Here is a 21,034-nt window from a genome sequence, read left to right as displayed (position 1 = left end):
TCAGCTCACAGGATTGGCTATTTTTTGGTGCGCTTATGGTAGCATGGACGCCCTGTTAATCGTGCACTCTCGCGATTGATGGAGCCGTCCCGGATCAGCCCGGCGGACAGCAGCCACTCCTGCTGGCTCCCGCCTCTCCCGGACCATTACTGACAACCGCTGTGAAAAGCGATAAAACACCGTTAACTGTCGAGACCACAGCCTGCCTCGCATCCTTGTTTTATCCCGTCCCTTGAGCAGCGTTCGCTGAGGACACAGGTTTAAATCATGAGTAAGACATCGCTTGAGAAAAGCAAAATCCGCTTTCTGCTGCTGGAAGGCGTTCACCAGAATGCCATTGACACCCTGCATGCCGCCGGTTACTCCAATATCGAGTACATCACCGGCGCCCTGCCGGAAGACGAGCTGAAAGAGAAAATCGCCGATGCCCACTTTGTCGGCATCCGCTCGCGCACCCAGCTGACCGAAGACGTGTTCGCCTGCGCCAAGAAACTGGTTGCGGTTGGCTGTTTCTGCATCGGCACCAACCAGGTTGACCTGAACGCAGCCCGCGAACGCGGCATTGCCGTTTTCAACGCGCCCTATTCCAACACCCGCTCGGTTGCCGAGCTGGTACTGGCCCAGGCCATCATGCTGATGCGCGGCATCCCGCAGAAAAACGCAGTCTGTCACCGTGGCGGCTGGGACAAGAGCGCGACCGGTTCCTATGAGGTGCGTGGCAAGAAACTGGGCATCATCGGTTACGGCTCCATCGGTACCCAGCTGTCAGTGCTGGCCGAAGCACTGGGCATGCATGTCTACTACTACGATGTCGTCACCAAGCTGCCACTGGGCAACGCCACCCAGGTCGCTTCCCTCGACGAACTGCTGGCCATGTCCGATATCGTTTCCCTGCACGTTCCACAACTGCCTTCAACCAAGTGGATGATCGACGAAAAGCAGATCCGCACCATGAAGAAAGGCTCCATCCTGATCAACGCCGCCCGGGGTACCGTGGTGGTAATTGACGCGCTGGCAGCCGCCATCAAGGACGGCCATCTGGCCGGTGCCGCCATCGACGTGTTCCCGGTCGAGCCGCGTGCCAACGGTGAAGAGTTCGTCAGCCCGCTGCGCGGCCTGGACAACGTGATCCTGACCCCGCACATCGGCGGCTCCACCCAGGAAGCCCAGGCCAACATCGGTCTGGAAGTGGCCGAAAAGCTGGTCAAGTACAGCGACAACGGTACCTCGGTATCTTCGGTCAACTTTCCCGAAGTGGCATTGCCATCGCACCCCGGCAAGCACCGCATCCTGCACATCCACAAGAACATTCCCGGTGTGATGAGCGCGATCAACAAGGTGTTCGCCGACAACAACATCAATGTATCGGCGCAGTTCCTGCAGACCGACGAGAGCGTTGGCTACGTCGTGATTGACGTGGACGCCTGCAGCTCCGCCCTGGCGCTGAACAAGCTGCAGGAAGTGGAAGGTACCATGCGTTGCCGTGTGCTGTATTCCGAATAAGGAATGCATCCACGCAAAAAAGGAGCCGCTGGGCTCCTTTTTTGTTTGCAGTAGCCCGCCGCCGACGTTATCTCAGCCACGAATGCGCCAGACCGGTACCTGCACGAATCAGCACTGACCACCCTGAATACGGTTGTCGCTGTACAACCGCTCATGCCCCGCAAATGCCAGCTCCACCGCCGTACCTTGCAGCCACAGCTGAGGATACGCCCGTAGCAATTCTGCCAGCTGCTGCTCTTGCCCGGTATTGAGTACCCCGTCCAGGCAATAAAGCAGCGGTTGCTGCGGATTCAGCGCCAGCAACTGGCTCAATGCCTGCAGCGAAAACGTGCCCGGCAGCCACTGTACATTTTGCTGTTTTTCCTGCAGTTCCAGCGCCAGCAACAAGGTACGCCATGGCGCGGTCGGCACGCCGCCAAGCACCTGCACGCCCCGCTGCTTTTTACCGCCACCCGCCGGCCAGTAACGCAGCGCATAGCGCATCAACTCGGCCTGCAACAGCGCCTCCAGCGCCGCTGCCGCCCCATGCCCGGCCAAACGGCCAAACAGCGGCAATAACACCTGCTTACGGCACCAGCTGGCCGGGTACTGCTTGAACAGTTCCTGCAAGGTTTCCGCCAGCCTGCCCGCCTCAAGCTGCTCCAGATGCGCCAACAACTGCTGTTGCAGGTGTAGCGTTTCTTCGTCCTGCACCACAGCCGGCAGTGGTGCATCGCTGCCCAGCAACGGGCGAATCTTGCGTAGCGGCACGCCGCGCTCAATCAGCGCCAGCGTTTGCAATACCCGCTCCACATCCGCCTGCCCATACAGCCGATGGCCTTTGGCGGTACGCGCCGGCTTGAGCAAGCCATGGCGTCGCTCCCAGGCACGCAGGGTGATGCTGTTCACGCCGGTACGCTGGCTCAGTTCACCAATCGGAAAGCACCCGTCACGGGTGAATGCTGCATCCATCACAAACACCTTGTACAAATATTTTTTCTGTATAAGAATAGTTATACGCTTTTCAGAATTGTACAAGAGAATCCCTGCCCCATGTCAGCCCAACCTTTACGCCTCGGTATCAGCGCCTGTCTGCTCGGCCAGCCGGTACGCTATAACGGTGGCCATAAATACTCGTCCCTCTGCAACGATGTGCTGGCCTCCGCGGTGGAGTTTGTCAGCTTCTGCCCCGAACAGGCGGCTGGCTTTGGTACGCCACGCCCCGCCATGCATCTGCGCGGTGCTGCCGATAAACCCGACCTGGTACTGGCCAAAGACGGCACTGACAACCTCGGCCCACAACTCGAAGCCGGCTACCGTCAACCGCTGAACAACTTCGACAGTGTTGACGGCTTTATCCTGATGCAAAAATCACCGAGCTGCGGCCTGTTCCGCGTCAGGCTGTATGACGAGGCGGGACGGCAACAGCGTGAACACACCACAGGGCTGTTTGCCAAAGCCCTGCAACAGCGTTTTCCGCTACTGCCGCTGGAAGAGGAAGGACGCCTGCACAACCCTCAGCTGTTCGACAACTTCATGCTGCGGGTGCAGGCGCATCACCATTTCCGCCATCAAGTACTGGCGCAGCCGTCACCGGCGGCCCTGACCGGTTTTCATGCCCGCTACAAATACCTGCTGATGGCGCATAGTCAACAATTTGCCCGCGCCATGGGCCGTTTTCTCGCCAGTTCGCAACAGTTGCCGCTAGAGCAGCGTTGCCATGACTATCAGCAGCAACTGATGCAATGCCTGGCCAAGCACGCCAGCCGCAAGGGGCACAGCAACGCCCTGCAACACATGCTCGGCTACCTGCGTGGCACAGTCAGCGCTGATGCCCGCCAGCTGCTGGCAAAAAGCATCGAGCAGTTCCGCCACGGCCACCAGCCGCTGCATGTACCGCTGGGCTTGCTGCACCACTACGCCGCCCAGCTGGAGCGCAACTACCTGCGCCAACAGCAGTATTTCAGTCCTTACCCTGCCCGGCTGTATCCGGCCAACCGCACGGAGCATCTGTAATGCGCCAGCTGGTATGGCTGCGCAACGACTTGCGCACAATCGACAACAGTGCCCTGCACCATGCCATGCAACAGGGGCCAACTCTGGCGCTGTATATACTCAGCCCGGTTCAATGGCAATTGCACGACGAAGCCGCTATCAAGCTGGATTTTCGCCTGCGCAACCTGCAACAACTGGCCGAACGCCTACAGCTCCTAAACGTGCCGCTCATCGTTACCCAATGCGACCTGTGGCAAGAGCTGCCACAACGGCTGCCGGAGTTTTGCCGCACATGGCAGGTCAGCAGTCTGCATTTCAATGCCGAATATGGCGTCAACGAGCAACAACGTGACCGGCAGTGCGCTGAGCAACTGGAGGCTGCAGGCATCAGGGTATACCGTCACGGCGACAGCTGCCTGTTCCCGCCCGGCAGCCTGCGTACTCAACAAGGGCAGATGTTTCAGGTATTCACTGCCTTTAAAAAAGCCTGCTGGCAACGCCTGCACGCCGCGCCTTTGCGCAGCCTGCCACCTCCAGTCGCACAGGCCCCCACCGGCATTGCCAGTCAGCTGGATGCCATCCAGCCGTATCTGGCGCACAACCCTGACCGGGAACGCCTCTGGCCAGCCGGTGAAGACGCGGCCTGGCAGCAACTTGAGCGCTTTTGCCGGCAGGATATTCACAATTACCAACAAGAACGAAATTTCCCCGCGCTGGACAACACCAGCCGCCTGTCGCCGGCGCTGGCCTGCGGTGTGCTATCGGTACGCAGTTGCTGGCAGCGAGCGTTGCTGGCCAATCAGGGCGAATTTGACAGCGGCAGCGAAGGGGTTGTCACCTGGCTGACCGAGCTGCTGTGGCGCGAGTTTTACCAGCATCTGCTGGCACTCAACCCGCGCCTGTCCAAAGGCGAGCCGTTTTTAGAGTCAGGCAAGCGCATCCCCTGGCGCAACGACCCCGGACAACTGCACGCCTGGCAGCAGGGTCGTACCGGCTTTCCGCTAATTGATGCCGCCATGCGTCAGCTGGCAGCAACCGGCTGGATGCACAACCGCCTGCGCATGGTGGTGGCGATGTTCTTTTGCAAAAACCTGCTGCTCGACTGGCGACTGGGCGAACGCTGGTTCATGCAGCAACTGATTGACGGCGATCTGGCCGCCAACAACGGCGGCTGGCAGTGGTGCGCCTCCACCGGCACCGATGCCGCACCCTACTTCCGCGTATTCAACCCCGTCACCCAGTCGCAACGCTTTGACCCCAAAGGCGAGTTCATCCGCCGCTGGTTGCCCGAGCTGGCACATCTGGATGACAAGCAGATTCATCTGCCGCAACACGGTCATGATCTGTTTTCCGGCAGCTATCCCGCTCCCATCGTCGATTTGAAAAGCAGCCGGGCGCGGGCGATTGAGGCCTTCTCTCGCGCCAACGGAAGCCTCAACAGCCTTTCAAGCTAAAGATGCTTGCCAATGAACTCGAAGCCCTGTTGCCGGTAGTGCTCCAGCTCGTTGACCAGATGATGCTGCGCACCCGGCAGGATATGTACACGCGGGCTGGTGAACTTCTCGCCCAGCACCTGCAGGTTGTGTTTCCAGTCAACCGTACGGTCGGCATCTCCCTGCACAATCACGGGAGATACCGGCGAACGGCCGGCCTGCTCGATCCGCGGAATCCAGTCGGCCAGCGCACCCACCCAGGCAGTGGGCAATACACTGGCCTGCAACGGGTCCTGCTGCAAAAAATCGATAAACTGCTGATCCCCGGAGTTGTGTGAGCGCCGGCGCGGTATTTCCTGCACAAAGGGCTTCAGCCCCTGATACAGCAACAGGGACTGCTTCCAGGCGCGTGGCCGGACCAGTGGTGCCAGCAGCACCAGCTGGCCAAGATCAGCCGGCCAGCCACGCAGCGCCAGTTCCATGCCAATCGCCGCTCCGGTACTCTGCCCGATCAGGTGCACCGGTTGCGGCAGCTCAAGCGGGCTCACCAGCTCGCGTAACGCTGTCAGCACCTGCTGGTATTCGCCAAACGAGCCGATGCTGGCGCGTGCTCCACTGGACAGGCCGTGGCCGGGCAGGTCACAGGTCAGGACGCAGAACCCCTGCTGCAGTACCCAGGCATACAGGTGTCCATACAGGCCCATATGGTCATAATAACCGTGCAGGACAATGCAGGTGCCACGCGGCGTTTCCGCCGGCCGGCAGACCTGCGCTGCCAGCCGGTAGCCGGCCACGTCGAAACGGCCCAGCCGCTGCTGCACACCGGCCAGCCGGCCGGCAAAATCAATGCCGTAATAAGCCCGCCAGAGCTGCACCCATTGCGGTTCGGGCTCCCGGCCCAGGAGTGGCGGCAGGGAGTCTGCCTGCATCCAATCCGTGTGTCCGGCGGTGATCGGCTGGCTCATGACATCAGTACCTGCGACAATATGGCTATATGGTTTTAGGGGCCTGCATGGCAGTCTGCTGCACGGACTTGCCCGGCACACCGACACCAGACATTACCCGGCGATACAGCACCCATGCATAAAAAATTGCTGACAACCCTGTTTGTACTGGCCTGGCTCGCTGCCATGCTGGCTGCACTCTGGTGGTTCCAGAGTCGCCATATCCGCCCGTTCAGTCCTTCGACAGCGCTGTTTGGCGGCGCACAGCTGCAGTTGCCACAAGAGCTGGCCGGCCCCGGACCGATCCGGCTGGTGCACTTCTGGCAACCATCCTGCCCCTGTAATGCCGGCAACCAGCAGCACCTGGCAGAGCTCATGGAACGCTTTGCCGGCGACGTACAATTCTATCATGTGCAAAAAGCCGGCACCAAAGGCCAGCTGGCCAAGCCGTTGCAAACGATGCAGGCCATTGAAAGCATGCCGGGAGGCGAGACGCTGCCCGCCAGTCCGGCCGTCGCCATATTTGACCATACCGGGCAGCTGGCTTATTTTGGACCCTATAGCGAAGGCGCCATCTGCACCTCCAGCAACAGCTTCATCGAGCCGGTACTGGACGCCCTGCAGCAGGGACGTCCGGTTGCGGCGGCCAATACACTGGCCAACGGCTGCTTCTGTGACTGGTGACGGCCGGCGCTTATTACTCTCCAACAGGGGAGGTTTGTGCTACCCTTCACAGTCAGCCTTATTGTTGTAGCTGTCCACTTCGAGAGCAGTTCATGGAACCACATCCCCTACACCAGAGAATCCTGCGTGAACATCACCTGTTTCAGCCCCTTTCCGAGTACCAGCTGGGCAAGCTGCTGGAAGAAAGCCAGCTGATCAACCTGGACAAGGACGAGTATGTCTTTCGCCAGGGTGATGCCTGCCAGTACTTCGGCTTCGTCATTTCCGGCAGTATCAAGATCTATCGCCTGACTCCGGACGGCCAGGAAAAAGTCTTTGAAGTCATTGGCGACCGCAAGACCTTTGCCGAAGCCATGATGTTCATGGATACCAAAAACTACGTGGCCACCGCCCAGGCGGTAACCCCGACCCAGCTGTTGCTGCTGTCCAGCTCGACCTATATGGGCCTGATCCGCGAAAACCAGGACCTGGCCAGCGCCCTGCTCGCTGCCTTGTCGATCCGGCTACATACGCGCATCAACGAAATCGAGATCCTGTCGCTGAAGAATGCCACGCATCGGGTCATCCGCTATCTGCTGTCCCAGGCCCTGCGCTCGTGCAGCAGCTGTGATACACCGAGTTTCGAGTTGCCTATCGCCAAGCGCCTGATTGCCGGCCAGCTGTCCATTCAGCCGGAAACCTTTTCGCGCATCATCCACCACCTGAGTCACGAAGGCATCATTCGGGTGGAAGGCCGCCTGATCTGCATTCTGGACCGTGAGCGACTGGAAAACTACGAGTAAGCAAGTCGGGCCTTGATTGTCATCAAGCAGGGCTTGCCGCTCTTGCAGTTATGTTTGGGCCTCCCAGACGGCTCGCCAGACAGAGGATCACACCATGGCAACCTGCCTGTTTTGTCAGGAACAGAACCCACCCGGGCAGACAAGCTGCACCCACTGCGGCATGGCCCTGCCGCAGCAGGAAGAAAAGCGCAAACAGCAACGCCTGAGCCGCTTTGTCTGGTTTGTCATCCTGTTTTCACTGTTCTGCGGCATCATGATCATCTGGCTCGGACGCACGCCGCCCGTCATCGGCTGACCAACCCGCTCCATAACGGCAAGGGCCCCGGACAGGGCAGGACGGTTTCTTCAGGCCTGACCGGAATCACGCGCCTGCTGACAAGCGATGCACAGGCGTACTCCGGGCAAGGCCTGACGCCGGCCCTCCGCAATCGGTTCGCCGCACTCATCACAGTCGCGGGCACTTTCGCCGCACGGCAAAAGATCGCGGACACGCCGGACCGCATCATCCAGCGTATCCTGCATCTGTCCGGCTGCCGCATCTTCCGACCCCCAACCCTTGGCCATCTCAGCTGCCTCCGTCGCCGCCATCCCCGGCATCAGCTGCAGCTTTCAGTTCCGCTTGCTGTTTTTGCCAGGCAGCCAGTTCTTCGTAGTAGAAATCCCAGACACAGGGTTCACATGCACTTTCACAACAGTCGAACTCGCCAGGCGGTTCGGGTTTTTCCAGCAGGGTTGCCATGCTGTTCTCCTGTCAGTATCCAAAGATGATTTGCCCCGCAGCCATCTGCGGCAGTAAGGTAGGCTCAGGCTGAAACCTGCGGAGGCTGTATCATGTCCGACTCTATTCATTTTGCCGTGCAAAGTCACCCGTTTGCCGCACTGCTGGCCGCCCGTGACGAGCAGGGTGTTTGTGCCATCCTGCTCGGCGATACCACGGACGAGTTGCGTGCCGACCTGAAAAAGCGCTTTCCGAAACAACAGCTGCTGGAAGATGAAAATCCGGAAACGCTGGCCACCCTGAAGAAAATTGCCGACTTTCTCGACCGGCCCGACCACGAACTCAAGCTGAAGCTGCACCTGCGTGGCACTGAATTCCAGATGAAGGTATGGGACGTGTTACAGCACATCCCCCTGGGCAGCACCATGAGCTACAGCGAAGTGGCCCGGCGTATCGGCCAGCCCACAGCAGTACGCGCAGTAGCCCGTGCCGGCGCCAGCAACCCGGTGGCTCTCGCTGTGGCCTGCCACCGGGTGATACGCAGCGACGGCGGCATTTCCGGCTATCGCTGGGGCGTCGAGCGCAAACTCAAGTTGCTGGAGATGGAAAGGAAATATGCCAAAGCCAGGCCCTGACGGATATCAGCCCTGCGCCGGCCGGGGCGCATAGCTGAACACATCCGCCTGCATCTGCTCAGGCTGCATGCCGTGCTCCACCAGTGCATCCAGGGTGCCATAGACCATGGCCGGCGAGCCGCTGGTGATTACCCGGTATCCGGCAAGATCAGGCATGTCCTTGATCACCGCCTCATATAACAGGCCGCTGCGTCCTTCCCAGCTGTCATCGTGGCTGACCACCTTGTGCAGATACACATTTTCCATCTGCTCCCACTTGCTCCAGGCAGCCAGCCAGTAAAAGCCCTGTACCTCGCGCGCGCCCCAGTACAGGTGGATCGGCGTGGCACTGCCAAGCTTTCTGGCCTGCTCGATGATGCTGTGCATTTGCGACATGCCGGTGCCGGCAGCAATCAGCAGCAGGGGGCGTGCATCAGCCAGATCGGCGTGAACATCGCCAAACGGCAGCTGTACGCGGGCGACCTTGTCCCGCTGCAGCTCGGCCAGCAATTTCATCGGTGGCGCATTGGTCGCCAGAATTTGCAAGCGCAGCCGGTCGCCTTCGGCCGGTGCCGAAGCGATCGAGTAGGGGCTGAACTCACCCGTCTGCGCAGCCAGCAACAGATACTGGCCCGCCTGATACTCAACCTTCATATCAGCCGGCAGCTGCAGGCAAACCTCATAGACTTCAGCGCCCAGACAATTGATGCCGATGACGGCGCACTCATGCGTTTTTACTGCGTTTTGTTCCACATTCATTACCTGGTCGACATGGGCGACCTGTTATATCAACTGGGTTCAGGCAGATTGCCGAACAATTCCGGCAACAGGCTGGCAATAACGAAAATCAATTTTTCGAAAAGCCGATTATAAGCCGATCCGGACGCACAACGGTATGTTAAAGCAGAAAGCTGATCAGCCAGCTGCCCATTGCATAGACGCTGGCCGCGAACGCCAGGCCATAAGCCAGCCACTTGATCAGGCTGCGTGACCGGCATTTCAGGTCATACAGGCCATGGCGGATGCGGTGCGCGGCGTGAAAAGCGGGCAGGGCGATCACCGCGCCGACAAACACCACGGCAAAGATGCTGCCAAAGGCTTTCACCGCCTGTGCATGGCTCAATTCAATCCAGCCCAGCGGCAAGGCCAGCGCCAGAAAAAACACCGCCGCCGGCACGAACACGGCAAAGCATACGCCGCCGCCACTGAACAGCCCCCACCAGATGGGTTCGTCACTGCGTTTGACTGTCTTGCTCATAACACCCCCCAGAAAATCCAGGCTGCCAGCACGAACACACCGGCGACACCGGCCCACTGGCCGGCCACAATCAGGTTGTCCGGCACTTTTTTGCCGCCCAGACGGATCGGCATTACCCGTGGAAACAGCACAAAGAAGGTCGCTGCATGGTACAGGCTGGCCACCAGCGCCAGCGCATTCAGCGCCAGCACCAAGGGGTTCCCCATCACTGCCACCCAGCTGTTCCAGGAGGCTTCACCTCGGGTCAGCGAGTAGATGCCGGCCAGCATGCACAGGATGAAAAACACCAGCGGCAGCACCGTGGCTTCGCGCAGCATATAGGCCTTGAAGGCTGAATTCTTCAGCCACCAGGTGCGGCCCAGTTCAGTCTTGTACGTCATTATTTTTTCCTCCTGAACAGTTGCAGCACCATGTCCTGGGCCGACAGCACCTTGGCCTGGTTGACCGCCGCCGCCGGGTCCACCGACTGCGGACAGACTTCGGAGCAGTAACCGACAAAGGTACAGCTCCAGGCGCCTTCCTCGGAGCCGATCAGCGGCATGCGCTCGGCACGGCCTTCGTCGCGGCTGTCGAGGTTGTAGCGGTGCGCCAGCGCCAGTGCGCCGGGGCCGATAAATTCTGGGTTGAGGCCGAATTGCGGGCAGGCGGCATAGCACAGGCCACAGTTGATGCAGTCGGAAAACTGCTGGTACTTGTCCATTTGCGCAGGCGTCTGCTTGTGCGGCGTCATCTCGCTCACGCCATTGGCCTGCTCCTTGATGATATACGGCTGGATCGCGTCCAGATGCTGCATGAACTGCTCAAGATCGACAATCAGGTCACGCTCGACCGGAAAGTGCGCCAGCGGCTCGATCAGCAGGGTGCCGGCCGCTGCATAGTCGCGCAGGAACACCTTGCAACCCAGCTTGGGCTCGCCATTGATCATGAAACCGCAGGAACCGCAGATCGCCATGCGGCAGGACCAGCGGTAGCTCAGGCTGGAGTCCTGCTCCTCCTTGATGCTGTTGAGCGCATCCAGCACCGAAGTGCTGTCATCGAAGGGCACCTGATAGCTTTCCACCACCGGTTCGCTATGCTGTTCCGGCAGATAGCGCTGGATTCGGACTTCCATGGTTTTCATGCCTTGTCTCCTTTACCGGCTTCGCCATAGGCACGCACACCCGGCGGCAACATGGATACATCCACATCCTGCCACTCAAGACGGGCATCGGCGCCGCCCTGGTAATACACCAGACTGTGCTTGAGGAATTGTTCGTCGTTGCGCATGGTGCAACCCTCGTCAAGACGCTGGTGGGCACCACGGGACTCGCGACGCTGCAACGCACCCATGCAGGTAGCCTCGGCAACGTCCAGCCCGCAGCCCAGCTCCAGGAAGTACAGCAGCTCGGTATTGTACTGCTTGCTGGCATCCCTGATGCCGGCCTGGCGGTACTGCTGCTTGAGTTCGCGGATGGTATCCAGGGTTTTCTGCATGCTGGCTTCTTCACGGTAGATGCCGCAGCCGTCCTCCATGGTTTTCAGCATGGCACGCTTGATCTCGACCCAGTTGATGCTGCTGTCGCGGCTGGTCAACTCATCGAGTTGCTGTTGCTGGCGCTCGGCCTGCTGTTGCAAAGGTGCCAAATCCGCCTGCTCGTGACGGCGGGCATGGGCTACCGCCTGTTCGCCGGCCAGCCGGCCAAATACCAGCAGCTCGGTCAGCGAGTTGGAACCCAAACGGTTGGCGCCGTGCAGGCCCACCGAAGCACATTCGCCGGCGGCATACAGGCCTTTAATGCTGGTTTCACAGTTGGCATCGGTGGTGATGCCGCCCATGGTGTAGTGCACCGCCGGGCGGATCGGAATCAGGTCCTTGACCGGATCGACGTTGACATAAGCTTTGGCCAGCTCGCGGATCAGCGGCAGGCGCTCGTTGATGTGGGCCTCGCCCAGATGGCGCAGGTCGAGGAAGGTGACATCGCTTTCACCGTACTTGCCGGTACGGCCTTTTTGCTGCTCGTGCCAGAACGCCTGGGACAGCTTGTCCCTTGGGCCCAGCTCCATGTATTTGTTTTCCGGCTTGCCCAGCGGGGTTTCCGGGCCCAGACCGTAGTCCTGCAGGTAGCGGTAGCCATCCTTGTTGGTCAGGATGCCGCCTTCGCCACGCGCCGCTTCGGTAATCAGGATGCCTGAGCCGGGCAGGCCGGTGGGGTGGTACTGGACAAACTCCATGTCGCGCAGCGCCACGCCATGGCGGTAGGCCATAGCCATGCCGTCACCGGTAACAATGCCGCCGTTGGTGTTGAAGCGGAACAGGCGGCCGGCACCGCCGGTAGCCAGAATCACCGCCTTGGCCCGCAACAGGTGCAGCTCGCCAGTGGCGACTTCCAGCGCCAACACGCCGGCAATACGCTCGCCCTCGGTGAGCAGGTCCAGTACGAAGAACTCGTCCAGGCGTTCAATCTCTTTGTACTTGAGCGAAGTCTGGAACAGGGTGTGCAGCATGTGAAAGCCGGTCTTGTCGGCGGCAAACCAGGTGCGCTCGATCTTCATGCCGCCAAAACGGCGTACCTGAATGCTGCCGTCGTCCTTGCGGCTCCAGGGGCAGCCCCAGTGCTCCATCTGCACCAGTTCCTGGTGGGCATGGCGCACGAAATAATCGACCACGCCCTGCTCAGCCAGCCAGTCGCTGCCCATCACGGTGTCGTCAAAATGTGCCTGAAAGCTGTCGTGCTCCTGGGTGACTGCAGCAGCGCCGCCTTCGGCGGCTACAGTGTGTGAGCGCATCGGGTAGACTTTGGACACCAGGCCAATGCGCAGCGGGCTGTTGTCCTGCTGCGCCTGCTCGGCGGCGGCAATGGCAGCACGCAGACCGGCTCCGCCGCCGCCCACCACCAGAATATCAAAATCGGTTTGTTTCATGTCAGTTCCTTCGAGTCGCGTGGCTACAGCCGGCTACCGGTCACAAAAACGGCCCTGTTAGGGCCATTTCTGCGTTAGGGGGCGCTGCTGGCTGGACTGATACCAGCCTAGCGCCTAATCAATGCCAAGGTCTTGCCATAGCTCATCAATTCGCTGCTTTACGGCAGGGTCCTGCTCGATCACCACACCCCATTCACGCTCGGTTTCGCCCGGCCACTTGTGGGTCGCATCCATGCCCATCTTGCTGCCCAGGCCGGAAACCGGCGAAGCGAAGTCAAGATAGTCGATGGGTGTATTGTCGATCATCACCGTATCGCGGGACGGGTCCATGCGCGTGGTAATGGCCCAGATCACATCGTTCCAGTCACGGGCGTTGATGTCGTCATCGGTGACAATCACGAACTTGGTATACATGAACTGGCGCAGGTAACTCCATACACCGAGCATCACCCGCTTGGCATGACCGGGATACTGCTTCTTGATGGTGACCACCGCCATGCGGTAGGAGCAGCCTTCCGGCGGCAGGTAGAAATCGACAATCTCGGGAAACTGCTTCTGCAGGATCGGCACGAACACCTCGTTCAGTGCCACACCGAGGATCGCCGGCTCATCGGGTGGACGGCCAGTGTAGGTGCTGTGATAGATGGCGTCCTTGCGCATGGTGATGCGCTCGACAGTGAACACAGGGAAACTGTCCACTTCGTTGTAGTAGCCGGTATGGTCGCCGTAAGGGCCTTCATCCGCCATTTCACCCGGATAAATATGACCTTCCAGAATGATCTCGGCCCGGGCCGGTACTTGCAGGTCACTGCCGATGGCCTTGACCAGCTCGGTGCGCTTGCCGCGCAGCAGGCCGGCAAAGGCATATTCGGACAGGGTGTCCGGCACCGGCGTGACCGCACCCAGAATGGTGGCAGGGTCCGCGCCCAGCGCCACCGCAACCGGGTAGGGCTGGCCGGGGTTCTTCAGGCACCAGTCACGAAAATCCAGCGCACCGCCACGGTGACTGAGCCAGCGCATGATCACCTTGTTGCGGGCAATCACCTGCTGCCGGTAGATCCCGAGGTTCTGGCGCGGCTTGTTCGGGCCACGGGTGATGGTCAGACCCCAGGTGATCAGCGGTGCGGCGTCACCCGGCCAGCAGGTCTGGATCGGCAACTTGCCCAGGTCGACTTCATCGCCTTCAAGAATGATTTCCTGGCAAGGACCGGTCTTGCGCACCCGGGGTGCCATCGACAAAACCTTGCGAAACATCGGCAGTTTGTCCCAGGCGTCCTTGATGCCTTTGGGCGGCTCGGGCTCTTTCAGTTGCGCCAGCAGCTTGCCGATCTCTCGCAGCTGATCGGTGCTGTCCGCACCCATGCCCAGCGCCACCCGCTCCGGCGTGCCGAACAGGTTGCCCAGTACCGGCATGTCGAACCCCTTGGGGTTTTCGAACAACAGGGCAGGGCCGCCCTTGCGCAGTGTGCGGTCGCAGATTTCGGTCATTTCCAGTACCGGCGAGATTTCCTGACCGATACGTTTCAGCTCGCCACGTGCTTCCAGCGCCTGGATGAATTCACGCAAATCCGCATACTGCATGCCCGGTTACCCTTACTTGCTGCGGCGCATGGCCATGAAGAATTCGTCGTTGGTCTTGGTGTCTTTCAGCTTGTCGAGCAGGAACTCGATGGCGGCAATCTCGTCCATGGAGTGCAGCAGCTTGCGCAGAATCCACATGCGTTGCAGCTCGTCTTCGGTGGTCAGCAGCTCTTCGCGGCGGGTGCCGGACTTGGTGAAGTTGATCGCAGGGAACACGCGCTTCTCGGCGATGCGGCGATCCAGAATCAGCTCCATGTTGCCGGTACCTTTAAATTCTTCGTAGATCACTTCGTCCATCTTGGAGCCGGTCTCGACCAGCGCGGTGGCGATGATGGTCAGCGAACCACCTTCCTCGATGTTGCGTGCCGCACCAAAGAAACGCTTGGGTTTTTCCAGCGCATGGGCATCAACACCACCGGTCAGCACCTTGCCGGAACTGGGGATTACGGTGTTGTAGGCACGGGCCAGACGGGTGATGGAGTCAAGCAGAATGACCACATCCTTCTTGTGCTCAACCAGACGCTTGGCCTTCTCGATCACCATCTCGGCAACCTGCACGTGACGGGCAGGCGGCTCGTCAAAGGTGGAAGCAACCACTTCGCCGCGCACGGTGCGCTGCATTTCGGTCACCTCTTCCGGACGCTCGTCAATCAGCAACACAATCAGGTGGCATTCGGGATTGTTGCGGGTAATGTTGGCGGCAATGTTCTGCAACATCAGGGTCTTGCCCGCCTTCGGTGGCGCCACGATCAGGCCACGCTGACCCTTGCCGATCGGCGAAGCCAGGTCGATCACCCGGCCGGTCAGGTCTTCGGTGGAACCGTTGCCCGCTTCCATCACCAGGCGCTGGGTCGGGAACAGCGGAGTCAGGTTCTCGAACAGGATCTTGGTCTTGGCATTTTCCGGGCGATCAAAGTTGATGGAGTCAACCTTGAGCAGGGCAAAGTAACGTTCACCTTCCTTGGGCGGGCGGATCTTGCCGACAATGGTGTCGCCGGTGCGCAGGTTGAAGCGGCGAATCTGGCTGGGCGACACGTAGATGTCGTCCGGGCCGGCCAGGTACGAAGCACCTGCCGCACGCAAAAAGCCGAAACCGTCCTGGAGGATTTCCAGCACGCCATCACCGGAAATTTCTTCGCCACTTTTGGCATGGCGCTTCAACAAGGCAAAAATGATGTCCTGCTTGCGCGAGCGGGCCATGTTTTCCAGGCCCATGGCAGCAGCCATGTCCAGCAATTCAGTTACGGGTTTTTGTTTGAGTTCGGTCAGATTCATAAGGAAGGAAGGAAATTAGTGAACAGGAAGGAAGCCGGCCATGCAGGCAGACAAACCACAGGGAAAACGATTCGGATGTGTCCAATACGGAAAACGGGGAAGGGGGTATTGGCCAGAAAGTGCAACGGCTTGCGCGTTACGAGTCGTGAATCTACCACCTGCGGTGGCTTGCGTCCAGTCCCGGCCGGCCAATTGGCCGGGAGCGGACAACATTATGCAGTTTTACTGCCACCGGCAGCCATTCTTGTGGCCTGGCCGGTGTAATTGGCGGGTGCCGGTCAGATATGGCTGTCGATGAACGCGGCCAGCTGGCTCTTGGACAGGGCACCGACCTTGGTGGCTTCGACATTGCCGTTCTTGAACAGCATCAGGGTCGGGATGCCACGCACCGCGTACTTGGGCGGGGTTTCCTTGTTGTCGTCGATATTCAGCTTGCACACCTTGAGCTTGCCGGCGTATTCCTGGGCAATTTCTTCCAGCACCGGAGCAATCATCTTGCACGGACCACACCACTCGGCCCAGTAATCGACCAGAACCGGGGCATCGGCCTGCAGGACATCACGCTCAAAACTTGCGTCAGTGATATTGCTGATATGTTCGCTCATGAAAGACTCCCCATGTAATGCAAATTGATTTCAATGCCGTGTATCATAGCTCGACTTTAGTGGTAGTGAAAGCAAACCAGGGAATTTCTGGCTTGCCAGATGCCTAACCGGAAGCTTCGTTCTCTTGCCGATTGTCATGGCCCGTGCCGCCGCTTCATGGCACGATTGGCCTGTGTCAATCCGGGAATCAGGTCATGCCCCAGCACAAAAACTTTCCCCTGATAGCCGCCATCGATCTTGGCTCCAACAGCTTCCATATGGTACTGGCCAAGACCGATCAACAGGATATCCGCATCCTTGACCGCATGGGCGAAAAGATACAGCTGGCCGCCGGACTGGATGAGCACCTGCGCCTGCAGGAAGACGCCATACAACGCGGTCTGGACTGCCTGCGCCGCTTTGCCCAGCGCATTGGCGACCTGCCACCGGGCAGCGTGCGCATCGTCGGTACCAGCACCCTGCGGGTAGCCATCAATCGTCGCGAATTCATCGAACGGGCAGAAGCAATCCTGGGTCATGACGTGGATGTCATCTCCGGCCCCGAAGAAGCCCGCCTGATCTATCTGGGCGTATCCCAGACCCTGCCGGACAGCCCCGGCCGCCGGCTGGTGGTCGATATCGGTGGCGGCAGTACCGAATTCATCATCGGCCAGGAGTTCGAGCCCCAGTACCGTGCCAGCCTGCAGATGGGTTGTGTCAGTTACGGTCAGCGCTTCTTTCCGGACGGAGAGATCAGCACCGGCAACTATGTCCGGGCTTACACCGCAGCACGTCTGGAAATGATGGAAAGCGAATCCAGCCTGCAACGACTGGGCTGGCAAGACAGTGTTGGCGCATCCGGCACCCTGCGCTCGGTGGCACAGGCCTGCCAGGCTGCCGGTATCGGCCAGGGCGAGATCAGCAGGCAGGGCATCCGCCACCTGAAGCAGATGCTGCTCAAACTGGATAACGCCTCTCAAATCGACTTTCCCGGCATCAAGCCGGAACGCCGCTCGATCTTTCCGTCCGGACTGGCCATCGTCGAAGCCATCTGTGATGCGCTGGACCTGTCAAAGATCTCCCTGGCTGACGGAGCGCTGCGTGAAGGCGTGCTGTACGATCTGGTCGGCCGTCATCACCACGAGGATGTGCGCGAGCGTTCCATTTCCTCCTTCATGGCACGCTACCATGTCGACACCACCCACGCCCTGCGCGTCGAACACAAGGCGCTGGAGCTGCTGGAACAGGTGGCCCCCGACTGGGAACTGGACGAGGAATGGCACGGCGAGCTGCTCAGCTGGGCGGCACGGGTGCATGAAGTCGGCCTGGACATCGCCCACTATCACTTCCACAAGCACGGGGCCTATCTGGTCGAGCACTCGGACCTGGCCGGTTTCTCCCGCCAGGAACAGCAAATGATGGCCTTGCTGGTACGCGGTCATCGCCGCAACATTCCCGCCGACCGCTTCCAGGAGTTCGGCCGTGACGCCACAGCCCTGTTGCGGCTGTGCATCCTGTTGCGCCTGGCAATACTGCTGCACCGCATCCGCAACCACCACTGCATGCCCGATCTGCAGCTACGGGTGTCCGGTTGCCAGCTGCGCCTCCTGTTTCCCGACCAGTGGCTGGACGACAACCCCCTGGCCGCCGCCGACCTGGCTAAGGAGGCCCAATGGCTGCAGCGTGTCAATCACCAGCTGGAGGTTGTCTGAGCACCTCCTGCCCGACAAGCGGTACCTCACCAGTTACCGGATAGGGCGGCAGCTCAAGTTGTAACAGGTGACGACCGGCCATGGCCAGGCTACCGCTGCGACGCTCCAGCCCGGTAGCACTAAACTCGAAGGTATAGCGGCGCACCAGCCGTCTCCGGCCGCGATCATCCGCCAGCCAGCGCCAGCCGGCAAATGCCACATGGGCATCCAGCAATTGCAGCCCCTCGGCCCGGCAACGTCGCTGTGCATGCTGCAACGCCTGCTCACGCACACCACGGCCACGCCAGAACCAGCCAAGCAGGGCCAGCAAAAACAGCCCGGCAACAACCTCTCCCAGCGTCACGTTGATTCCCATTGACAATACCACTCCCGGCCCGGAGGCAACCGGCAACCCCAAGCAGCTGTGGATAACTCTTGGCGGCACGGCTACAATAAGCGTTCTTTTGATCCATCTTTCGGGAGTTGTCCGTGCCTGTCAATCTCTGGCTGCAATCCGTCGATTTTTTACGTGATGAGCTGCCTGCCCAGCATTTCAACACCTGGATACGCCCGTTGCAGGTCGAAGCGGCCGGTACCAGCCTGCTGATCTATGCACCCAACCGTTTTGTGCTCGACTGGGTCAATGACAAGTATTTCACCCGCTTGCTGGAGCTGATGACCGAGCGCAACAATGGCGAAGTACCGGATGTCAGCCTGCTGATCGGCAGCCGCAGCCAGTCACAGGTTCAACAGCCTGCTCCCGCACCGGCAGCGCCACCGGCACCCGTGACGGCACCTGCCACAAGCCAGCCGGCGCCAGCTCCGGTGGTTGCCGCACCACCAGCAGCCGCTGCGCCTGCCGCCAAACCGGCGACCAGCAACGAGCCGGCCGAAGGCAAGTCCGTGGTGACCCGTCACGTCAGCAGCCTGAACCGCTCCTTCACCTTCGACAGCTTCATCGAAGGCAAGTCCAACCAGCTGGCCCGTGCCGCCGCCTGGCAGGTGGCCGACAACCCGAGTCACGGCTACAACCCGCTGTTTCTGTATGGTGGCGTCGGTCTGGGCAAGACCCACCTGATGCATGCCGTCGGCAATCATCTGCTGCAAAAGAAGCCCGGCGCTCGCGTCGTCTACCTGCACTCCGAACGCTTTGTCGCCGACATGGTCAAGGCCCTGCAGATGAACGCGATCAACGAATTCAAGAACTACTATCGCTCGGTTGACGCCCTGCTGATTGACGATATCCAGTTTTTTGCCGGCAAGGAGCGCTCCCAGGAAGAATTCTTCCACACATTCAACGCCTTGCTGGAAGGCAACCAGCAAATCATTCTGACCAGTGACCGTTTCCCCAAGGAAATCGACGGGCTGGAGGAGCGCCTGAAGTCCCGCTTCGGCTGGGGCCTGACGGTCTATGTCGAGCCGCCCGAGCTGGAAACCCGCGTCGCCATCCTGATGAAAAAGGCCGAGCAGGGCAGGGTGGCACTGCCACACGACTGCGCCTTCTTCATTGCCCAGCGCTTCCGCTCCAACGTGCGGGATCTGGAGGGAGCACTGAAGCGGGTTATCGCCCACTCCCACTTCACCCACGAACCAATCAGCATCGAATTGATCCGCGAATCACTGAAAGACCTGCTGGCCCTGCAAGAAAAGCTGGTCAGCATCGACAACATTCAACGCACCGTTGCCGAATACTATAAAATCAAGATCGCCGATCTGCTCTCCAAAAGGCGTTCCCGTTCGGTGGCCCGGCCGCGCCAGGTGGCCATGGCCCTGTCCAAGGAAGTAACCAACCACAGCCTGCCGGAAATTGGTGACGCATTTGGCGGGCGCGATCACACCACGGTGCTGCATGCTTGCCGTAAAATTGCCGAATTACGTGAAGCAGATGCGGATATCAGCGAAGATTACAACAACCTGCTACGCACCCTGACGTCATAACAAACCTAGCCGGACCGGATACTTTTTGCCAAGAGGCCCAACATGCAATTTTCAATCCTACGAGAAGACCTGTTAAAACCGCTGCAACTGGTAGTGGGTGTCGTTGAACGCAAACAGACCATGCCCGTGCTGTCCAATGTGCTGTTCGCCATCGAGAACCAGCAGCTGTCCCTGACCGGCAGTGACAGCGAGGTCGAGCTGATTGGCCGTGTCACCCTGGCGGAAGCGGCCGACGACGGTGAAATCACCATCCCGGCCCGCAAACTGATGGACATCTGTAAAAACCTGCCAGCCGAGGCACTGATCAACTTCCGTCTCGACGAACAGAAAATGCTGATTTCATCAGGTCGCAGCCGCTTTACACTGACCACGCTGCCGGCCTCCGATTTCCCGCAGATGTCCGAGCAGGAAGACTCCTTCTCGTTCGAGCTGCCACAGGGCAACCTGCGCTATATCATCGAGCGCACCAGCTTTGCCATGGCGCAGCAGGATGTCCGCTACTACCTCAACGGCCTGCTGCTGGAAACCGGGCCGAACCGCCTGCGTGCAGTAGCCACCGACGGCCACCGGCTGGCCCTCTGCGATGCCGAAGCCGGCATTGCTGAAGACAACGCCCCGCACCAGGTCATCGTGCCGCGCAAGGGCGTGCTGGAGCTGGCCCGCCTGATGAGCGATGAAAACGCCAATGTCCGCATCAGCCTCGGCGCCAACTATATCCGCGCCGTCGGCAAGGACTTCACCTTCACCTCCAAACTGGTGGACGGCAAGTTCCCCGACTATGACCGTGTTTTGCCGCGTGGCGGCGACAAGCTGGTGGTTGCCCAGCGTCAGCAACTGCGCGAAGCGCTGAACCGCGCCTCAATCCTGTCCAACGAGAAGTACCGTGGCATTCGCCTGCAATTCGAACAGGGACTGCTACGCGCCCAGGCCAACAACCCCGAGCAGGAAGCAGCCGAAGAAGAAGTCAGCATTGACTACAACAACAGCTTGCTGGATATCGGCTTCAACGTCAGTTACCTGCTCGACGTCCTCAGCGTCATGACATCCACCGAGGTACGTATCACCCTGTCCGATGCCAACAGCAGCGCCCTGCTACAAGAGGGAGACAACAGCGACTCGTCCTATGTCGTGATGCCGATGCGCCTGTAACTGCA

Annotated in this window: 23 protein-coding genes; 10 read left to right on the top strand and 13 right to left on the bottom strand. The window is 59.9% G+C overall.

Annotated elements, in window-relative coordinates; translation table 11 throughout:
• The first annotated feature begins 267 nt into the window (after positions 1-267).
• A complete protein-coding gene (gene serA, locus AR306_RS01850; RefSeq protein WP_101495856.1) occupies positions 268-1,503 on the top strand; it encodes a phosphoglycerate dehydrogenase in 1,236 nt (411 codons plus the stop codon).
• Positions 1,504-1,611: 108 nt separating this feature from the next.
• Here serA and AR306_RS01845 read toward each other — a convergent pair whose 3' ends face one another.
• Complete coding sequence (locus AR306_RS01845; RefSeq protein WP_101495855.1) at positions 1,612-2,454, bottom strand: MerR family transcriptional regulator; 843 nt, start codon at positions 2,452-2,454, stop codon at positions 1,612-1,614.
• An 81-nt stretch (positions 2,455-2,535) separates the two neighbouring features.
• Between AR306_RS01845 and AR306_RS13110 the strand changes: the two genes are divergently transcribed.
• On the top strand, positions 2,536-3,498 hold the full coding sequence (locus AR306_RS13110) for a YbgA family protein (RefSeq protein WP_166627866.1): 963 nt from the start codon (positions 2,536-2,538) through the stop codon (positions 3,496-3,498).
• Positions 3,498-4,931 carry a deoxyribodipyrimidine photo-lyase gene (gene phrB, locus AR306_RS01830; protein WP_101495854.1) on the top strand — a complete coding sequence of 478 codons (1,434 nt, stop codon included), beginning with the start codon at positions 3,498-3,500 and terminating at the stop codon, positions 4,929-4,931. The genes AR306_RS13110 and phrB overlap by 1 nt, the downstream gene beginning before the upstream one ends.
• On the opposite strand, the gene AR306_RS01825 is transcribed toward phrB, so the two are convergent.
• Positions 4,928-5,875, bottom strand: a complete 948-nt coding sequence (locus tag AR306_RS01825; RefSeq protein ID WP_101495853.1) for an alpha/beta hydrolase — start codon at positions 5,873-5,875, stop codon at positions 4,928-4,930. The genes phrB and AR306_RS01825 overlap by 4 nt on opposite strands.
• Positions 5,876-5,989: 114 nt before the next feature.
• Between AR306_RS01825 and AR306_RS01820 the strand changes: the two genes are divergently transcribed.
• From AR306_RS01820 to AR306_RS01810, 3 genes are all read left to right on the top strand, one after another.
• Entirely contained in the window at positions 5,990-6,538 is a 549-nt protein-coding gene (locus tag AR306_RS01820; RefSeq protein WP_101495852.1) for a DUF6436 domain-containing protein, read from the top strand.
• 92 nt (positions 6,539-6,630) lie between these two features.
• Positions 6,631-7,320, top strand: coding sequence for a Crp/Fnr family transcriptional regulator (locus tag AR306_RS01815; RefSeq protein WP_101495851.1), 690 nt, complete (start codon positions 6,631-6,633; stop codon positions 7,318-7,320).
• A 94-nt stretch (positions 7,321-7,414) separates the two neighbouring features.
• Positions 7,415-7,615 carry a DnrP protein gene (locus AR306_RS01810; RefSeq protein WP_101495850.1) on the top strand — a complete coding sequence of 67 codons (201 nt, stop codon included), beginning with the start codon at positions 7,415-7,417 and terminating at the stop codon, positions 7,613-7,615.
• A 50-nt stretch (positions 7,616-7,665) separates the two neighbouring features.
• Here the strand turns inward: AR306_RS01810 and AR306_RS01805 are convergent, their stop codons facing one another.
• Both AR306_RS01805 and AR306_RS01800 read right to left on the bottom strand, forming a co-directional pair.
• Positions 7,666-7,884, bottom strand: coding sequence for a TraR/DksA C4-type zinc finger protein (locus tag AR306_RS01805; RefSeq protein ID WP_101495849.1), 219 nt, complete (start codon positions 7,882-7,884; stop codon positions 7,666-7,668).
• Position 7,885: 1 nt separating this feature from the next.
• Entirely contained in the window at positions 7,886-8,059 is a 174-nt protein-coding gene (locus tag AR306_RS01800; protein ID WP_101495848.1) for an oxidoreductase-like domain-containing protein, read from the bottom strand.
• A gap of 92 nt (positions 8,060-8,151) precedes the next feature.
• On the opposite strand from AR306_RS01800, the gene AR306_RS01795 reads away from it, so the two are divergent.
• A complete protein-coding gene (locus tag AR306_RS01795; protein ID WP_101495847.1) occupies positions 8,152-8,673 on the top strand; it encodes a methylated-DNA--[protein]-cysteine S-methyltransferase in 522 nt (173 codons plus the stop codon).
• 6 nt (positions 8,674-8,679) lie between these two features.
• Here AR306_RS01795 and AR306_RS01790 read toward each other — a convergent pair whose 3' ends face one another.
• The 8 genes from AR306_RS01790 to trxA all read right to left on the bottom strand — a co-directional run bounded on the left by AR306_RS01790 (position 8,680) and on the right by trxA (position 16,272).
• Positions 8,680-9,405, bottom strand: a complete 726-nt coding sequence (locus AR306_RS01790) for a CDP-6-deoxy-delta-3,4-glucoseen reductase (RefSeq protein WP_166627867.1) — start codon at positions 9,403-9,405, stop codon at positions 8,680-8,682.
• Between the two features lie 145 nt (positions 9,406-9,550).
• The gene (frdD, locus tag AR306_RS01785) at positions 9,551-9,910 is read right to left on the bottom strand and encodes a fumarate reductase subunit FrdD (protein WP_101495845.1); all 360 of its coding nucleotides are present in this window, start codon (positions 9,908-9,910) and stop codon (positions 9,551-9,553) included.
• Positions 9,907-10,290 carry a fumarate reductase subunit C gene (locus tag AR306_RS01780; RefSeq protein ID WP_101495844.1) on the bottom strand — a complete coding sequence of 128 codons (384 nt, stop codon included), beginning with the start codon at positions 10,288-10,290 and terminating at the stop codon, positions 9,907-9,909. The genes frdD and AR306_RS01780 overlap by 4 nt, the downstream gene beginning before the upstream one ends.
• Positions 10,290-11,030 (bottom strand): succinate dehydrogenase/fumarate reductase iron-sulfur subunit, encoded by a 741-nt coding sequence (locus AR306_RS01775; RefSeq protein WP_101495843.1) that lies wholly within the window; start codon positions 11,028-11,030, stop codon positions 10,290-10,292. Before AR306_RS01775 ends, AR306_RS01780 begins: the two co-directional genes overlap by 1 nt.
• Entirely contained in the window at positions 11,027-12,811 is a 1,785-nt protein-coding gene (gene frdA / locus AR306_RS01770; RefSeq protein WP_101495842.1) for a fumarate reductase (quinol) flavoprotein subunit, read from the bottom strand. The genes AR306_RS01775 and frdA overlap by 4 nt, the downstream gene beginning before the upstream one ends.
• Before the next feature lie 114 nt (positions 12,812-12,925).
• Positions 12,926-14,392 (bottom strand): 4-hydroxy-3-polyprenylbenzoate decarboxylase, encoded by a 1,467-nt coding sequence (gene ubiD, locus AR306_RS01765; protein ID WP_101495841.1) that lies wholly within the window; start codon positions 14,390-14,392, stop codon positions 12,926-12,928.
• A 12-nt stretch (positions 14,393-14,404) separates the two neighbouring features.
• Positions 14,405-15,667, bottom strand: a complete 1,263-nt coding sequence (gene rho / locus AR306_RS01760; RefSeq protein WP_101495840.1) for a transcription termination factor Rho — start codon at positions 15,665-15,667, stop codon at positions 14,405-14,407.
• 278 nt (positions 15,668-15,945) lie between these two features.
• The gene (trxA, locus tag AR306_RS01755) at positions 15,946-16,272 is read right to left on the bottom strand and encodes a thioredoxin TrxA (protein WP_101495839.1); all 327 of its coding nucleotides are present in this window, start codon (positions 16,270-16,272) and stop codon (positions 15,946-15,948) included.
• A gap of 194 nt (positions 16,273-16,466) precedes the next feature.
• Between trxA and ppx the strand changes: the two genes are divergently transcribed.
• Entirely contained in the window at positions 16,467-17,963 is a 1,497-nt protein-coding gene (gene ppx, locus AR306_RS01750; RefSeq protein WP_101495838.1) for an exopolyphosphatase, read from the top strand.
• On the opposite strand, the gene AR306_RS01745 is transcribed toward ppx, so the two are convergent.
• Complete coding sequence (locus AR306_RS01745; protein WP_101495837.1) at positions 17,938-18,318, bottom strand: DUF3301 domain-containing protein; 381 nt, start codon at positions 18,316-18,318, stop codon at positions 17,938-17,940. The genes ppx and AR306_RS01745 overlap by 26 nt on opposite strands.
• Before the next feature lie 113 nt (positions 18,319-18,431).
• Here AR306_RS01745 and dnaA point away from each other — a divergent pair, with 113 nt between their 5' ends.
• Both dnaA and dnaN read left to right on the top strand, forming a co-directional pair.
• On the top strand, positions 18,432-19,880 hold the full coding sequence (gene dnaA, locus AR306_RS01740; protein ID WP_101495836.1) for a chromosomal replication initiator protein DnaA: 1,449 nt from the start codon (positions 18,432-18,434) through the stop codon (positions 19,878-19,880).
• Between the two features lie 42 nt (positions 19,881-19,922).
• Positions 19,923-21,029 (top strand): DNA polymerase III subunit beta, encoded by a 1,107-nt coding sequence (gene dnaN, locus AR306_RS01735; RefSeq protein WP_101495835.1) that lies wholly within the window; start codon positions 19,923-19,925, stop codon positions 21,027-21,029.
• Positions 21,030-21,034: the final 5 nt, after the last annotated feature.

It is taken from the genome of Thiopseudomonas denitrificans, from assembly GCF_002866065.1.
GTDB lineage: Bacteria > Pseudomonadota > Gammaproteobacteria > Pseudomonadales > Pseudomonadaceae > Thiopseudomonas > Thiopseudomonas denitrificans.
Note: the sequence above shows the minus strand (reverse complement) of the source record. Positions and strands in the feature narration are given on the sequence as shown.

Bases quoted from the DNA above. Each gene is read 5' to 3' on its own strand.
- serA (WP_101495856.1), top strand. From the start codon at position 268: ATGAGTAAGACATCGCTTGAGAAAAGCAAAATCCGCTTTCTGCTGCTG.
- AR306_RS01845 (WP_101495855.1), bottom strand. From the start codon at position 2,454: ATGGATGCAGCATTCACCCGTGACGGGTGCTTTCCGATTGGTGAACTG.
- AR306_RS13110 (WP_166627866.1), top strand. From the start codon at position 2,536: ATGTCAGCCCAACCTTTACGCCTCGGTATCAGCGCCTGTCTGCTCGGC.
- phrB (WP_101495854.1), top strand. From the start codon at position 3,498: ATGCGCCAGCTGGTATGGCTGCGCAACGACTTGCGCACAATCGACAAC.
- AR306_RS01825 (WP_101495853.1), bottom strand. From the start codon at position 5,875: ATGAGCCAGCCGATCACCGCCGGACACACGGATTGGATGCAGGCAGAC.
- AR306_RS01820 (WP_101495852.1), top strand. From the start codon at position 5,990: ATGCATAAAAAATTGCTGACAACCCTGTTTGTACTGGCCTGGCTCGCT.
- AR306_RS01815 (WP_101495851.1), top strand. From the start codon at position 6,631: ATGGAACCACATCCCCTACACCAGAGAATCCTGCGTGAACATCACCTG.
- AR306_RS01810 (WP_101495850.1), top strand. From the start codon at position 7,415: ATGGCAACCTGCCTGTTTTGTCAGGAACAGAACCCACCCGGGCAGACA.
- AR306_RS01805 (WP_101495849.1), bottom strand. From the start codon at position 7,884: ATGGCCAAGGGTTGGGGGTCGGAAGATGCGGCAGCCGGACAGATGCAG.
- AR306_RS01800 (WP_101495848.1), bottom strand. From the start codon at position 8,059: ATGGCAACCCTGCTGGAAAAACCCGAACCGCCTGGCGAGTTCGACTGT.
- AR306_RS01795 (WP_101495847.1), top strand. From the start codon at position 8,152: ATGTCCGACTCTATTCATTTTGCCGTGCAAAGTCACCCGTTTGCCGCA.
- frdD (WP_101495845.1), bottom strand. From the start codon at position 9,910: ATGAGCAAGACAGTCAAACGCAGTGACGAACCCATCTGGTGGGGGCTG.
- AR306_RS01780 (WP_101495844.1), bottom strand. From the start codon at position 10,290: ATGACGTACAAGACTGAACTGGGCCGCACCTGGTGGCTGAAGAATTCA.
- AR306_RS01775 (WP_101495843.1), bottom strand. From the start codon at position 11,030: ATGAAAACCATGGAAGTCCGAATCCAGCGCTATCTGCCGGAACAGCAT.
- frdA (WP_101495842.1), bottom strand. From the start codon at position 12,811: ATGAAACAAACCGATTTTGATATTCTGGTGGTGGGCGGCGGCGGAGCC.
- ubiD (WP_101495841.1), bottom strand. From the start codon at position 14,392: ATGCAGTATGCGGATTTGCGTGAATTCATCCAGGCGCTGGAAGCACGT.
- rho (WP_101495840.1), bottom strand. From the start codon at position 15,667: ATGAATCTGACCGAACTCAAACAAAAACCCGTAACTGAATTGCTGGAC.
- trxA (WP_101495839.1), bottom strand. From the start codon at position 16,272: ATGAGCGAACATATCAGCAATATCACTGACGCAAGTTTTGAGCGTGAT.
- ppx (WP_101495838.1), top strand. From the start codon at position 16,467: ATGCCCCAGCACAAAAACTTTCCCCTGATAGCCGCCATCGATCTTGGC.
- AR306_RS01745 (WP_101495837.1), bottom strand. From the start codon at position 18,318: ATGGGAATCAACGTGACGCTGGGAGAGGTTGTTGCCGGGCTGTTTTTG.
- dnaN (WP_101495835.1), top strand. From the start codon at position 19,923: ATGCAATTTTCAATCCTACGAGAAGACCTGTTAAAACCGCTGCAACTG.